Source organism: Candidatus Nomurabacteria bacterium (assembly GCA_023898605.1).
Classification (GTDB): Bacteria; Patescibacteriota; Minisyncoccia; order Phycocordibacterales; family UBA9973; genus HK-STAS-PATE-34.
The window spans coordinates 54733-70523 of record CP060230.1 but is presented as its reverse complement, the minus strand read 5'-3'; the positions used below and the strand labels follow the sequence as shown (position 1 = coordinate 70523).

Sequence of the window (15791 nt, the reverse complement as noted above, 5' to 3'; positions counted from 1 at the left end):
ACTCTGCACTATATCAGAAAAACAAGTATAATAAAAGCATGGCGAATCTATCAGAACTCCAACAAAAATGGCACGAATCTTCAAAATGTGAATTGAAAAAGTCAGCAACTAGGCCCGTGTTTGGAGACGGAAACCCGAAATCCGATATAGTATTTATTGGTGAAGCACCTGGCAAAAAAGAAGACCAGGAAGGTAGGCCTTTTATAGGAGCTGCCGGCAAATTCTTGTCAGAAATGCTAGAAACGACAAAACTAAAAAGAGAAGATATCTACATAACAAACATAGTAAAGTATCGCCCACCAGATAACCGCGACCCTCTACCAGAAGAAAAAGATGCGTGCAGAGAGTGGCTTCTGGGAGAGCTAAACTTTATAAAACCAAAACTTATAATTTTTCTCGGGAGGCACTCTATGAATGACTTTTTTCCTGAACTAAAAATATCGGAAGCTCACGGTAAACTAATACACAAAAAATTCAAAAATATACAAACAGAATATTTCTTGCCACTTTACCACCCCGCAGCCGCACTATATAACGGAGGAATGAGAGAAACTCTAATAAATGATTTCAAAAAAGTACCGCTTATATTGAAGAAAATTTCTAATTAGATTTACTCTAGAAGTTTGAAATCATAGCCGTCTTCCTCTTCTTCTGGAGCCGTGTCTTCTATATCTTCTCCGGCTTTGGCAAAGCTCGTTCTTCTTATATACAAATATCCTAGAGAAACCAAGAAAAGAAATATTACAAAAAACGCATACACGGAAGTATTTTTAGAAATGCCAGAATCTATAACGTTTGCAGAAAGATTACTAGATTCTTCATCGGTAAATGATGCCCTAGGAAGCACATCGACATCACTATCACCACCATAAGAAACTGCTCTAGAAATCCCAGTAGACCCACCCCCGGAACTATAAGCATAACTCGTAACGGGCTGAGTACTGTAAGTTGAAGCTAGTGTATGGTCAGGCGCCATGAGAGAAAGAGAGTTTCCGACAAAGGTAAATCCTGTCTGCTCTGGCATAAGAGTTATAGTTTTTGATGGCAAGATTATAGTATTCTTAGGCAAGATATACGAACTTCCGACAAGCATAACTTCCCAACCACCAAGATCTATCTCGCCCTTGCCAGAGTTTTCTATCTTGATACTTGTTCCGTTTGGTGAAGAAATTGGAGAAATCTTGATACTACTATTTTCTATAGTTATATTTTTTCTAGCAATAACTTCTGGTTCAAAAGATCCATTTCTCCAATACTCCAAAACGATTATATAATCTCCTGGATATTTATAAGTGTGTGTTATCTCAGAAAGTTTTTCTCCTTCATACACAGATCCATCTCCCATATTCCAGAAAAAAAACCCTGACCGTATTCTTTCTAGAAAAAGATTTTTTACAATCCCTTCTATCTCTATTTCGTCACCCACATATCCGGAACTCGGCATAGAAAAAGTGATAGACCAAGAAGATTGCTTCTGTACAGTTTCTCCAGAAGAAGTCGGTGATCCGGAGCTAGAAGAAGCTGTTGTAGTTGTGGTAGTAGTTGTGTTGTCAGTATTGTCGTTACTAGAATTAGAAGAAGTATTGTTGCTAGACCCAGGAGACGGAGAAGCCGCTATCCAAGACGAACCATTGCGGTTAAGCGAATTACCATCACCAGCGGCACCAATACTTGGATCATAAGAAAGAGTTGCAACCGTAGCGAGGTTGGAATCTCTTATCTCTAGATACTCTCCAGACTCGTTGGAAAGAGAGAAACTAGAATCTATAAGAGTACCAGTAAAACCCGGCCAATCAGAAAGAAAAGTTTCTGGTTTTTGACAAATCACAGCATAAGACCCTGCTGGCAAAACATAACTACCAGAATATATTGTAAGAGTATGATTACTGTTTGCTTCAAAAAACTTGTATCCCTCTATGTCCAAGCTAGAACCTCCGTCATTGTAAATCTCTATCCACTCTCTATCTGTGTCAGTTCCATCTAGATCATACATGACCTCGTTTATAACGAGCGCACTCGCCCTTTGTGTAAAAAACAAAAATATAAAAACAAATATTGTGATCTTGCCTACTTTATTCATCAAAAATTTTTAATAATTCTTCAGGTGAAATTTTGTTTTTTTCTGGTTCTTTCTTTGTTTCTTTTGGTTTTTCTATGACTCTAGTAGGCTCGTCTTCTTTGATACTACTTATACTTTTGTTGAAATCCTCTATAGTCTTTTTCTTTGCTTCTGGGATTTCTTCTTTCTTCTCCTCTTTTTTATCTACAAAAACCTTGGAAGTTATAGAAACCTTGGAAAGAGCTTCTTTGAGAGCATTTCTTTTCTCGTCTGAAGCGTCTTTGCTTGGATCAAACTTTATACTCGGAGACTTTACTTCTGGAGGTCTTTGTTTTAGAGAACCGAGACTCATATGTTTCTCTTCTTTTTTTTCTATAATTATCTTTTCGTCCAGCCCTTTCTGAATATCGCTCTTTAAAACAAAAGAAGGTTTTTTGGATTTTTTGAAATCAGGTTTTTTTTCAGAAGGAGTATCTAGTTTCTTGAGAAGAGTTCCTAGAGAATTATCTAGACTATCTCTTCCAGAGATTTTCTTTATAGGTTTTCTATCTCGAGAAAAATCTTTTTTATTGAAATCTCTTTCTCCACCACCAGACGGCATTTCTTTCTTTTCGTTTTCCCCCAAAGTTTTTATTATATTTTCTTCTACTTCTTTTCGAGGTTTTGCAAACTGAGTTCTAGAGCTTTCTAGTATCTGGGATCTAAACGATTCGTGTTCGGTAGATATAGGTGGCAAGGTCTTTGCAGAAAACGGCGGACAACCTACTCCGTCGATAGACATAGTCAGATATATTTGAGCAAAACCTAGATTCACAAGATCGGTCTTGGTAAATCGAGGCATAAATATATTTTCTAGAACTTCTGCATCAAATGGTCCTACACGAAAAGCGATAGTTGTACCAACGTTTCCAAAAACAGCGGACCTAACTTGGTCAATCATCTGCTCTATGTACTGGTGAGCGATAGTAAGGTTGAGTTTGTATTTTCTCGCCTCAGAAAGAATCTCGGCAAATGTTTCGTTGACGAATGTCTGGAACTCGTCCACATAAAAATAAAAGTTTGGTTTTGTTTTGATATCTTGCTCAGAAAGATCGGCTCTAGACATAGCGCCAAGATAGATCTTGGTAACAAGCATACTTCCTAGAAGCTTTGCATTCTGTTCACCAACAAGACCCTTGGAAAGGTTCATGATCAGAATCTTTTTGTTGTCCATGATATCTCTTATGTCGAAACTAGACTTGGGCTGACCGATTATGTTTCTTATAAGTGGATTCGATGTAAACTGTCCAACTTTGTTTTGTATAGCAGGTGTTGCCTCTGCTGCAAATCTGTCAGTATATTTTGCAAACTCATCAACCCAGAAACTTTTTACAGAAAAATCTTGCACATTGTCTACAACTTTTTTCCTGTATTCTTTGTCTGTTAGCATTTTGTTTACAGACAATAGAGTTGCGTCAGGATATTCTAGTAGAGCAAGAATAGTATTGTTCAAGATGTGCTCCATTCTAGCGCTCCAAGCATCTGCCCAGATTTTCTTGAATGCACTCATAAGCCCAGAAGCAACTAGGTGTCTCTTGTCCGGACCAACGTCTTCCATGATATTGAACGATATCGGAAACTCTGTATCGAAAGGTGCGAAGTATATAACATCTTTTATTCTGTGTTCTGGTATAAACGAAAGTAGTTTTTCCGCTGTAGCTCCGTGTGGATCGATATATGCAAAACCCTCACCGTTTTGGATGTCTTGTATAGCCATGTTTTCGAGCAAGGTAGACTTACCCATACCGGTTTTACCGATCACATATATGTGCTTGGTTCTGTCTATTGCCTTGATTCCAAACTTGGTTCTCTGATTACGATAATCAGTCTCAGCAAAGTATGTTACTCTTTCTGGGTCGTACATAGTTTATATTATAGTTTAAAAGGATTATAAGATAAAGTAAAATCTAACTTAATATTTTTTCCAAAAGTAGTCCCAGCAATTCTGAGTTATTTTTGATTTCTGGATGAAATTGAATTGCCAATATTTTATTTTTCTTATTAAGCATAATTTCAATACCATGCTCTGATCTAGCAAGCTCTACAAAATAGTCTGGTGCTTTTTTAATACCGATAGTGTGTGCTTCGTAGACCTTTATATTTAATTCTTTCCCCTCAAAAATTTCTTCATTTTTTATTTTTATATCTACAACCCCTCTTTTCTCCTCGTCTAGTTCGAACAGCCTTCCTCCAAAAGCTGCTGCAATTATTTCAAAACCAAGACATATTCCCAAAACTGGTTTTTTTATATCTTTTACAAAATCTATTTCGTCTTTATAAAAATCTTTATGTCTTAAAACAGTTGGAACATCTGAACCCCCAGAAAATACAACTAGATCGTACTCAGAGACATCTAAATCTTTTTTGAAATACTCTTTTTTTATTACATTAGAATTTTTAAAGAGATTTTTCAATTCATCTATGTTTTTCGTATGATTATCTACAATTAAAGTTTTCATTTTAAACCTTTTTATCTTCAACGATTTCTCCGTCTGACAAAGTTATGACTCTGTCAGCTCTTTTTGCATACTCTTCTTCGTGAGTAACCATGATTATAGTTTGTCCGCTTTTGTGCAAATCTCCAAAAACATCTAGTACCGACTCTGCTGTTTCTGAGTCTAGGTTTGCTGTTGGTTCGTCGGCAAAAATGATTTTTGGTTCGTGTGCGAGCGCTCTTGCGATAGCGACTCTTTGTTGTTGTCCTCCAGAAAGTTTGGCTGGTGTGTGATCCATCCTGTCACCAAGACCAACCTTACCGAGAGCTATCTCGGCCTTTTGTTTTGCAAACTCTTCGCTTTTGCCTTGCATGAGTAGTGGGACCATCACGTTTTCAAGTGCAGTAAGAGATGGAAGTATCGCATAATCTTGAAAAACATATCCTAGCGATTCTAGTCTAACTCTTGTTCTGGTTTCACTATCTAGGTTTCCAGTTGGAACACCAGCGATATACACATCACCATCTGTCGGATAATCTAAAAGACCGAGCTGATACAGCAGTGTAGACTTACCAGATCCACTTCTTCCTGTTATAACAAGATACTCACCTTCTTTTACTTCGAAAGATATACCCTTGAGTGCCCAGAGTTCGTTTTGTCCGTTTTTGAAAACTCTTGTTATGTTGTCTGCTTTGATCATGTTTTATAAATTTAGTTAATTAGATTTTAGTATATTTTAGTAAATTATCTTCCCAATATCGCGTCTAGTGTGTTTTGCTTGATAACTATATAAGCTGGTATGTATCCCGCAACAAGTGTCGCCAAGAACAAAATCACCGCTCGGAAAAAAGTACCGAGTGCAGTTGCAACCAATATACCGTCTGAAAATGGAAAATCTATAGGGTTCGCATATATAGCAGGCTTCAAAACCAAAAATACAAGTAGTGTTCCTATGAGAACTCCAGAAATAGCGTAGAAAAGTGCTTGTAAAACATACGATATCTCTATCGCACCCTTTGTTACCCCAACACCTTTCAAGATACCTATATATCTTCTACGAGTAATAGCGTTTACGAATATAACGATAAATATTGTGATACTCGCAACAACAAGTCCGATAGAAGAAATCATGTTACCGAGAAGAGCAAATGTTGTTTTGATATCTTTCAAGAATTTCGGCTGAGCGTCTTCCCATGTCTGAATCCTAGCATTGTCACCAAAACCTTTTTCTAAAAGATAATCTCTAAACGCCTCTACGCTATATCCTGGTGCGAGTTCTACCGCTATCTCGTCTACGTTTAGGTCGCTTCGTCCTCCGAGTTTTCTAGCCTCACTTGCTGTCATGAAAATCCTAGCGTCGACTTCTCCAGCTTTACTCTTCAATATACCTTTGACGAACATTTCTCTTTCACTGTCTCCAACTCTAACCAAAACTCTAGAACCAACACCGACATCTTTCAAAACCGAAAATCCTGGGGAATCAATCGGAGTGTATTGGTACAAAAGATCTTTTCCAATCATGATCTTGTCAGAATCAGAAGATGTCAGATATTCCCCCTCTATCACTGTTTCTGATATGTGTGTTATCTGGTCTTCGAGTTCGGGGTTGATACCGACTATAGATCCACCGCTTATGTTATTCTTCTCGTCTTTTCTCAAAGTGTCTTTGTAATTGGAAACAACTGTTCCTGACAAAACATATCTAGAAGTACTCATGGCGTAACCTGGAGCTTTCTTGATTTCCTTTTCTATACGAGTTGAGTCTCGTATGTATTCTCTTTCTGGAAGAGGAGAAAGTATCACATCACTAGTGTATCTTTCTCTGTTTGCTTCTTCTGATCCTTCGATAAGTCCAACCAAGATTCCAGAAACAACAACTAGGTTCAAGAACGTTAGTGTCATCACAAATATAATCAAAATAGTCGTCCATGGATTTGATCTCCTAACCTCCCTTCTCGCCAAAAAAGAACCAACCTTCAAGTTGAGTAGTAGTTTTTTCTGATAGCTTTTTTGATCGATAAGTTTATCCATAACTATTTCAAGTTATCTAGTGACCATTCATAAAAAGCGATTCCAATAGAAACAGAAGCGTTTAGTGACTCTACGCCACCTTTCATAGGTATCTTTACTCTAAAGTCACAAATCTCCATGGTTTTCGGAGGGACTCCTTCACCTTCTTTCCCAACAACAAAAACAGTAGGCATATCAAAAGTCATTTCTGAAAGTTTTGTTTCGCCATCCATATCTAATGCAACACTCCAGTATCCTATGTCTTTTAGTTTGCGAAGTGTTTCGTTAGTGTTACCTATGAAAACTATGTTTTGTCTATTTACCTGACCAGCAGAAGATTTGAAAATCCTAGAAATAAATCCTGAAATATCTTTTTTCTTTTCTAGAAAAATATTTTTTATTCCAAACGCTGCTGCGCTTCTAACTATCGCTCCGACATTTCCAACATCTTCTAGGCTGTCGATTATAACTATTGGGTCTTTTCTTTCGCTTTCTCTTGCTTTCTCGTACCAATCTCCGAAGTTAACGATTTCCATATCTAGAACCGCCATCACACCCTGGTGTACAACATCTCCCAACTTTTTTGTCATGAAGCTTTTTGACGCACCACTAACCCTGATACTATGTTTCGAGGCTATAGCTCTGATCCTTTTCTGGAATGACTCCTCTGCACCGTCATACAAAAAAATCTCCCTTATAGATGCTGGTTTTATATCTAGGGTTTCTTCTACAGCGTTTCGGCCATATATAATTATTTTTTCTTTTTGATTCACAAACAGATTTTACTATACAAAATCAAAAAGCCCTAGAGAAAATCTAGGGCTTTTTGATTGAGAATTTAGGCCATCTCGCCTTCTTCTGTAGTTTCTTCTTCAGATGATGTTTCGTCTGTAGCATCATCCATCATAGGAGCAGCGTTCATTTGTTCTTCTTCTGTAGTCTCTGTTCCTTCTGCTGCTGTGTTTACAACATTGTTGTTCATATCGTCCATAATAATATTTCAAATTATCATTTATTAATGGAGCAGTTTTGCCACAAAGGCAAAACTGATTTTTTCGACCAGACGAAGTATAAGGCGAAATAAAAAGCTATGCTCTTCGCACTGCCTCGTACTTACAATCCTGATTCTAACAAAATATTGCCAAAAATCAAGACTATCTGTGTCTTGCAGTAACTTGTTTCTTTTCTACTTTCTTGGCTTTCTTCTTTCTAACCACTTTTTTCTTTTTATTCATATAGATAGCATTATAGATATTTTTCAGCTTTTGTCCATTTTTTTACCAAAATCGGGGTTGCTTTTGTTTGGATTTTGTCCTAATATATTCCGTACTGGTTTTGTGAGGGCTAGACCCCGGAAAGGATCAGTATAAACTTGAAATATTAGCAGTATCTCACCGTGCTCAGTTTCCGCCAGAATTAGGCGGACAGGGTCCGAACAGTACATGATATAAAGTTATGAATTTTGAGTTTTAAGTTTTTAGTTAATTTTGGGCCTGTAGCCCCGACGCTCTCTTGCAAGAGAGGTACGGGGCCCCGCACTTCTACAAAGTAGAACGTCGGGGCTCAGTTTAATAACTAAAAAATATTTTGGGCCTGTAGCTCAGTTGGTAGAGCAGTCGCTTTGCAAGCGAAAGGTCAGGAGTTCAAATCTCCTCAGGTCCACAAAATTTGAATTTGAAGCAATGTATTCCTGACAGGATGCTAACTTTTATAAAAAAGAAATTGGCACAGACTTGTCGGACCAAGATGCTTTAGAACAAGCTACAAAATTGATAACACTGGTCGATATTGTATATAGACCTATTCCTAAAGAAAACCATGAAAATCACTAGAGTATCTATAAAAAATTTCAAATCATTTAAGACTGAAAGGATAGATTTCGACAATCTAATGGCTTTTATAGGAGAAAACAATGCTGGTAAATCTAATGTATTAAAATCTCTAGACCTATTTTTTAGTAGTACACAAAAACTACCAGTTGATTATTTCAACGACACTAAACAACCTATAGTTATACAGATTTGGTTCAATGATTTAAATGATGATGCAAAGAAAACATTTTCAAAATACCTATTAGATGACGAACAAACAGTAATTCTGAAAAAAGAATACTATTTCGAAGGAGATGATAACCACCTTTTTTCAGCAGTGATTCTTGGAGATAAGTTTGAGAATGATAAAGATAAAAAAGATGCTGTTGAAATTCTTGAAAAAGAAGAAATTGACCCATTCACATCAGCAGAGAAACACTACTATTGGAAACCAAAACCTTTTGGTTGGGCAACTGTCGCAAACGGGTATTTGCCTGATTTCTTGTATGTGCCAGCTGTAAAAGATATCAAAGAGGAAGCAAAGATTACTGAAAAATCAAGATTCGGTCAGATTGTCAACACGATGTTGAGTAGTGTTCTAGAGAACAATGAACTTAAGAGAGTGAATGAAGAATTTAATAAGTTGCTCATGGGTGAAAATGAAGAGCAGGACGGAAGAATTACTCAGCTTAAAGACTTTGAGACAACGCTTAGTGAGAAATTATCTGCACACATGAGAGGAACGAGTATAAAGCTTGATGTAACACCTCCTAGTATTAAGGAAGTGTTCCAGTCTGGAACACGAATTATGGTCAATGACGGAGTGTTTACTGCCATAGAAGATAAAGGACATGGCTTACAACGCTCTGTTATATTTGTGATATTTAGAGCATATGCTGAACTCCTAAAGAAAGAACGTGGCGAGAAAGCAAAAGCTTTAATATTCGGAATAGAAGAACCAGAACTATATCTTCATCCACAAATGCAGAGGTCAATGTTTGCTCTGCTCAAGGAAATTTCAGAAAGTGACCAAGTTATTTTCACTACCCACTCAAGCTTCTTCATTGATATGACTGAATACCAATCTATTGGCATTGCTGTTAAAAAAGATATGGCCACTGGTACCAAAATTATTCAGTATACTGATGAGATTTTCCCTCAAGCAGAAGAAAAGAAAAATTTTAAACTTCTCACTGAATTTGACCCTGAAAGAAATGAGATGTTTTTTGGACGCAAAGTTGTATTAGTAGAGGGAGATACAGAAAAAGTCGTGCTTCCTGTAATTGCTGGGAATATAAATCCAGAGTATTTATTTTATGATTATGGCATTACCATTGTTGAGTGTGGCGGAAAAGAGGCAATACCATTTTTCATAAAAGTTTTAAATGCTTTCCGTATACCGTACATTGTGATTTACGACAAAGATGCAGGTAGTACTGATTCTAATAGTAATATTGAACAAGGAGTGACAGATTCAAGAGATATTGGAAAGACAGAAATTCTTGACCCTGATTTTGAACAAGTATGTAGCACCGCAGGTATAACCATCCCAAGTGGGACCAAACCTTTTAACGCTTTCAAGACATTTAAAGACTTAGATTCAACCGCTATACCGCAAAGGCTGAAAGATATTATTGAAAATATTTTCTCAGACTAAAAAACCACTTGTTTTTGTCCATCGACCCCTATACGGCTATCTCTAACCCCCTCGGGGGTCGACTTCTGGGGGTACCCCCATACCCCTAAAGCAATATCAAGTTACTATTACAAGGTCCTTAAGGTCCCACCAAGCCTTAATCTCCTTAACAATCTGGTTAAAATCAAATATACTGAGGTCCACCGCTTCGCTCTTTTTTAAAAAGAGCTACGCAGTGCTCGACACTGCCTAAATATAAAAAACCCGCCATGTTTCTCATGACGGGGTGAAATGTACTATGAGTTATGCGGTCATACGTGCGCCGTGGAGCATTGCTCCCGGTTAGGGCAGTATAGTTACTGCCGACGTCATTACCCATAAAGTACTATTTCATTTTCAGAGCAACAAATAATGTTACCTTTATCAATAAAAAGATTTTTATTTTTAGGTTGCAAAAGTATAAGAACTTTTATAATATGAAAGAAATCAAATGATCTATCATGAAAAAAATATTATCGTCTTTCTTTTCGGTCTTTCCTCAAAAAAAGAAGAAAAATGAGAACGGTACTTGCGCAAGGTGTAACGATCCTATACCACCTTACGCCACCTGCTGTATCATTGGTTATGATTCAGATAAGGGCTCACACCCTCGTGCGGAATGTAATCATATTATTTGTTTTAATTGCATAAACATATTAAAATTTGAACCAAACGCTATTCATGTAAGCAATAGTAGGTCTGTACCAACCTTATTTTTTACAGAGGAAAAAATTAAAGAAGCGCATCGAATCGCGGAAGAAATTCACAAAAAATAGACGTCAAAAGATCATCTATTAAAAAATTAAATAATTGTATAAACCCAGAAATCATCTGGGTTTTTTATCTTTTTCTAGAAACTATATGTTTTACGAAGTCTTCGATTGTTCCACCCACCGAATCTAACCCAACTCGAAACGGAGAACTTTCTCGCAAATCTGGCAAGGCATCTGTTTCAAGGTAATAAACTCCTTTCTTTGGATGAACTATAAAATCACTAGAAGAATAATCTTTCATACCTAGTGCATCATGCACGACACGTGCAACTCTCATAAGTTCTGACTTACTATTTTCATCTATAGTCTTGAAACTATGGCAACTGATTCCACTACACACGTCTTCGTGAGACAAGTGCTTCCCAGAAGAAGTTCTTTTGACTGGAGGAAGTATGTAGTAGTTCTCTCCCCTATATCCATCTATAACTCCGACAGAAAACTCTGATCCTTCGATATACTCTTCTACCATTATGTCTTCTCCAGATTCATAGCTACGAGCTATCGAGATAGCAAGCTCTGGCAACGTTCTAGCCAGTACAACTCCACGAGAAAAACTATCTGAAAGAGGCTTCACAATCCAAGGTGGAGCTATCTTTCTGAAAACCTTGTCTGTTTCTTTGGCAACTATTTCTTCTTCATCTTGATCTATGAAGTATGGAGAGAAATCAATCAAAACATATTCTGGAGTTTTGACAGAGTGATTTTTGGCAACGTCTTTGGCGATTCTTTTATGGAACGCAGAAGCCGAAGCACAGGCCCCAGGACCAGTGTGTTTTACACCAAAGTTTTCAAACAAGGTTTGTATTTTTCCATCTTCTCCATAAAAACCGTGAAGATTGTTCCAAACAAGATCAAAGTGTTTGTGAAGATCTTCTATCCTAAGCGGTCTACCTTTCCACAAAAGATTCATGTCTTTTGTAAAGAAAAGATCTTGGGCCTCTATATCACTGTGAGTTTTTAGTGCAGAAATTATGCTTTCGCCTGAAGCTATAGATATATCATAATTTTCGTTTGGCCCACCGCGGAGCACTGCAACTTTGAGCATATAACTAGTATATTAGCACTTTAGAAGATAGTAAATAGAAATTACTTTATAAAATCTTTACTTCTCTTTTTCTTATGGAATGTTATAGCAAATCTGTGCGCCTCTGAGTTCGATAGGAGTATCGCTTCTTTGTGAAGTTTGATCATGTTTTCATCGCCCAAGAAGCCTTTTGGTTTGTGTTTTTCGTCTTTTACAACAGTTACAAGAGGTATATCGATTTTGTGTTTTTTGAGAAAATTTTCTCCAGCGTTATATTGTGGTTTACCCCCATCTATAACTATAAGGTCTGGCATACTCCACTCTGTATGAGAAAACCTCCTTTCAAGTACTTCTTTTAGTGCGCCAGTATCGTCGGACTTGTCACGAGATTTGATGTTGAACTTCCTATATTCGTTTTTGTCCAAGATTTTGTTGTCCAGTACAACCATAACACCAACCATACTCTTTCCTCCGTGGTGCGATATGTCGTACGATTCTATTCTAAACTTTGGTCTATTTCCTTCTTCATAAATATCGTTTTTCAGAAGTGCGATGTCGTTTATGTGATCAATTGCAAATATCTTGTTTCTGATCTTGGCGGCTTCTTCAAACTTTTTTTGTTTAGAAAAATCTTGCATCTTTTTCTTGAGCTCAGAAATTATTTTTTTCTTTTTAGCATCTAGAAACATCTCTATGTGTTTTATGTTGTGTTTATACAGTGCCTTGGCTTCTTTGCTCTTTTTATCTGGAGAAAGCCCTATTTGTTTGTAGAACTCTGCACCATAGCTACTTCTAGAAGAGTTGTCATCATAAGGAAAAATCTTTCTTATTATTCGCAGAACTTCTTTTATATGCGAAGATTTTGGATAAGGACCAAAGACCTCTGAAATCTTTGCGTTAGACAGTCCTGCCTTTTTAGAAGTCACGGTCATGTTCACCCTATCTATGTCCTTCTCTCTAACAAGCAAGATTCTTGGAAATTCTTCTTTGGTTACTACTACCGAGTTCCAACTCTTATCATCTTTTTCTTTGGTGTTGTAGTAGGGTTTGTATTTTTTTATCAAGTTTGCCTCGAGTAGTATCGCTTCTAGAACTGTATCTGTTTTTTCGTATTTGATTTTGCTAGCTCGAAAAACCATATCGACGATATGTGCGCCTCTAGAATTGATAAGGTCGCTAGAAAAGTAGCTAGTTACTCTATCTTTGAGAGAAGTTGCCTTACCTATATATAGGATCTCCTCTTTCTTGCTAGAGGGTTTATTTTTTCCGATGAAAAAATAAACTCCTGGAGAATCTGGAAGATTAAACTTTTTCAGGTCTTTCTTTTGCATAAAACAATCTGATTATATATCGACTCGGACCAAAAACGAAATCGCCCCGTGATATAATAATTTACTATGGAAAAACAAAAAAACATCCCGTATTACGCACTAGAAACAGATATAGCAATAGAGATGCTCGAATCCAGAAGAGATGGCCTCTCAGAAGAAGAAGTATCTTCTAGACAAAAAAAATATGGCAAAAACATCCCGGCCAAAGACAAAAAAACTCTAAAACTAGATATACTAGCAAGACAAGTAAACAATCCGCTTATCATACTTCTAGCGGTTTCTTCTCTCATATCTATATTTTTAGGTAAAACAAATGAAGCTATTTTTATAATAGTTGCGATTCTTATAAACATCGGACTAGGATTTTATCAGGAGCTCAAAGCCGACAACTCTATAAAAAAACTAGAAAGTTATATATCTCTCAAGACTATTGTTATAAGAGGAGGACAAAGACTACTTGTCGATTCAAAACTATTGGTTCCGGGAGATATCATAATATTGCGATCTGGTGACAAAGTGCCAGCTGATGCAAGGATACTATCTTCGAAAGACCTAGAAGTAGACGAAGCAATACTCACAGGAGAATCTCTGCCAGAAAAGAAAAGTGAAAAAGTTTTGGATAAAAATACTGTTCTCGGTGATAGAAAAAACATGCTATACGCGGGAACACTGGTTTTTGGTGGACTTTGTAAAGCAGTGATAACAGCAACTGGAAGCAATACAGAAATTGGAAAGATCGCAGGTCTTGTAAAAGAAAGTAAGAAAGGTGTATCTCCTATACAAAAAGCTGTTTCTTCTCTGGCCAAAAAAATAACAATAGGACTTTTGTCCCTAGGGGTAATCATACTTATTCTTGGTGTACAAAGTGGTTATGATACTAGAGAGATACTAGTTCTATCTATCGCTATTATAGTTTCTGCCATACCAGAAAGTCTCCCGATAGCCCTAACTCTGGTTTTATCGATAGGATCTATACACTTACTCAAGAAAAAAGGTGTTGTAAGAAAACTAAATTCTGCAGAAACTCTGGGTAACGTAAGTATAATAATGACAGATAAAACTGGAACTATAACAGAAGGCAAACTTTCTCTCGTAGGTGAAGAAGCCGAAGACAAAGAATCACTACTACTTTCTGCGATGCTCAACATACACGGAGAGTTAGACCAAGAAGGCAATCTTATAGGGGGACGTCCTCTAGAAGTTGCTCTAGAAAAAGAATACCAAAACAGAAAAGAACTACACCCTCTGTACAAAAACCATACGATAATAGAAAAAATCCCATTTACTTCTCTCAATAAATTCTCTGGGGTTTTGTACGAAAAAGGTGGGAAACTCTATCTATCACTACTTGGTGCGCCAGACATACTAATAAACAAAACAAGGTCACACAACAAAGACGCGATAAATAAACAAATAGATTCTTTTGCAGAAGTTGGAGAAAGAATACTCGGTGTTGTAGAAAAAGAAATAGAAAACAAAAATATAGAAAAAATAGAAGAAATAATAGAAAAAGAAACATTTTCTTGGAAAGGCATGCTTCGTTTTAGTGACACGGTAAGAGAAGGTGTGCGTGAAGCAATAAAAGACATAAAACTAGAAGGCGTAAGAACTGTTCTTGTAACGGGTGACCACCCAAAAACCGCTCTTTATATAGCAAAAGACTCTGGGTTAGTTGAAGGTGATGCAGAAATAATAACAGGAGAAGAGTTAGAAAACATGTCTGATGAAATACTAAAAACAAGAATCAAAGACATAGATATATTTGCTAGGGTTTCCCCTTCTCACAAAAAAAGACTTGTCGAAATATACGAATCGATTGGAGAAATAGTTTCTGTAACAGGAGACGGTGTAAATGATGCTCCGGCTCTAAAAACTGCATCGATAGGAGTTGCCATGGGAAGCGGAACTGATGTTGCCAAAGGCGCGGCCGATCTTGTGCTACTAGACGACAACTACACAACTATAGTTTCTGCAATCAAAGAAGGTAGATCTATAAAACAAAAAATGAGAACTGTTATTGTCTACCTACTCGCAGACTCTTTCGACGAACTACTTCTTATCGGAGGATCTATCGCTATGAGTCTCGCTCTCCCACTAAACGCTATACAGATACTATTTGTAAAATTCTTTTCAGATATATTCCCAGCTCTAGGATTTACGTTTGGATATAGAGAATACAAACCTACAAAGAAAAAAGGTTTGTTCAAACAAAAAGTTATCGATAGAGATATATTGATGTACACATTTGTAAGAGGAATATTTTCTAGTACGTTTTTGTTCTTGGTTTACTTTTTCTTGCAAAAATACGTAGATATAGAAATCGCCAGAACCTTCACATATCTATCATTTGCAACCTATTTACTCTTCCTTTCTTTCTCAATCGAAAGACTAGATATGAACCTAGGTCAATACAAAATCTGGGAAAACAAATATGTTTTCTTTGGAGTTATAATAGGTCTTGTAACAATACTATCTAGTGTTTATGTAGCGCCAATATCAAACTTACTCGGAACAGTAGCACTAAGTCCAATATGGCTAGTCGGGGTGTTGATGATAGGACTCGTAAATGTAATAGGTCTTGAAACGATGAAATACTACTTCAACAAAAGATAGAAAAAAGCCGGAAATCATTCC

Annotated in this window: 11 protein-coding genes, 1 tRNA gene and 1 pseudogene; 4 read left to right on the top strand and 9 right to left on the bottom strand. The window is 36.9% G+C overall.

Annotated elements, in window-relative coordinates; genetic code table 11:
• The first annotated feature begins 38 nt into the window (after positions 1–38).
• Positions 39–608 carry a uracil-DNA glycosylase gene (locus tag H6791_00310; protein USN94863.1) on the top strand — a complete coding sequence of 190 codons (570 nt, stop codon included), beginning with the start codon at positions 39–41 and terminating at the stop codon, positions 606–608.
• Positions 609–610: 2 nt separating this feature from the next.
• On the opposite strand, the gene H6791_00305 is transcribed toward H6791_00310, so the two are convergent.
• The 7 genes and pseudogenes from H6791_00305 to H6791_00275 form a co-directional block, all read right to left on the bottom strand.
• Positions 611–2080 (bottom strand): lamin tail domain-containing protein, encoded by a 1470-nt coding sequence (locus tag H6791_00305; protein USN94862.1) that lies wholly within the window; start codon positions 2078–2080, stop codon positions 611–613.
• A 610-nt stretch (positions 2081–2690) separates the two neighbouring features.
• Positions 2691–3962 (bottom strand): annotated as a pseudogene (locus H6791_00300) (type IV secretion system DNA-binding domain-containing protein).
• Between the two features lie 43 nt (positions 3963–4005).
• Positions 4006–4557 carry a gamma-glutamyl-gamma-aminobutyrate hydrolase family protein gene (locus H6791_00295; protein ID USN94861.1) on the bottom strand — a complete coding sequence of 184 codons (552 nt, stop codon included), beginning with the start codon at positions 4555–4557 and terminating at the stop codon, positions 4006–4008.
• 1 nt (position 4558) lies between these two features.
• Positions 4559–5233, bottom strand: coding sequence for an ABC transporter ATP-binding protein (locus H6791_00290; protein ID USN94860.1), 675 nt, complete (start codon positions 5231–5233; stop codon positions 4559–4561).
• Positions 5234–5277: 44 nt separating this feature from the next.
• On the bottom strand, positions 5278–6564 hold the full coding sequence (locus H6791_00285) for an ABC transporter permease (protein ID USN94859.1): 1287 nt from the start codon (positions 6562–6564) through the stop codon (positions 5278–5280).
• A 2-nt stretch (positions 6565–6566) separates the two neighbouring features.
• A complete protein-coding gene (gene rlmB / locus H6791_00280; GenBank protein ID USN94858.1) occupies positions 6567–7316 on the bottom strand; it encodes a 23S rRNA (guanosine(2251)-2'-O)-methyltransferase RlmB in 750 nt (249 codons plus the stop codon).
• 65 nt (positions 7317–7381) lie between these two features.
• Positions 7382–7525, bottom strand: coding sequence for a hypothetical protein (locus H6791_00275; GenBank protein USN94857.1), 144 nt, complete (start codon positions 7523–7525; stop codon positions 7382–7384).
• A gap of 607 nt (positions 7526–8132) precedes the next feature.
• Here H6791_00275 and H6791_00270 point away from each other — a divergent pair.
• Positions 8133–8205 (top strand) — tRNA-Ala (locus tag H6791_00270).
• Between the two features lie 156 nt (positions 8206–8361).
• Positions 8362–10011, top strand: coding sequence for an AAA family ATPase (locus tag H6791_00265; GenBank protein ID USN94856.1), 1650 nt, complete (start codon positions 8362–8364; stop codon positions 10009–10011).
• Positions 10012–10869: 858 nt separating this feature from the next.
• Here the strand turns inward: H6791_00265 and H6791_00260 are convergent.
• Both H6791_00260 and H6791_00255 read right to left on the bottom strand, forming a co-directional pair.
• Complete coding sequence (locus H6791_00260) at positions 10870–11847, bottom strand: hypothetical protein (protein USN94855.1); 978 nt, start codon at positions 11845–11847, stop codon at positions 10870–10872.
• Positions 11848–11888: 41 nt separating this feature from the next.
• Entirely contained in the window at positions 11889–13157 is a 1269-nt protein-coding gene (locus tag H6791_00255) for a UvrB/UvrC motif-containing protein (GenBank protein ID USN94854.1), read from the bottom strand.
• Positions 13158–13223: 66 nt separating this feature from the next.
• Between H6791_00255 and H6791_00250 the strand changes: the two genes are divergently transcribed.
• Positions 13224–15770: a cation-transporting P-type ATPase gene (locus H6791_00250; GenBank protein USN94853.1), complete on the top strand. Its 2547-nt coding sequence runs from the start codon at positions 13224–13226 to the stop codon at positions 15768–15770.
• The last annotated feature ends 21 nt before the right edge of the window (positions 15771–15791 follow it).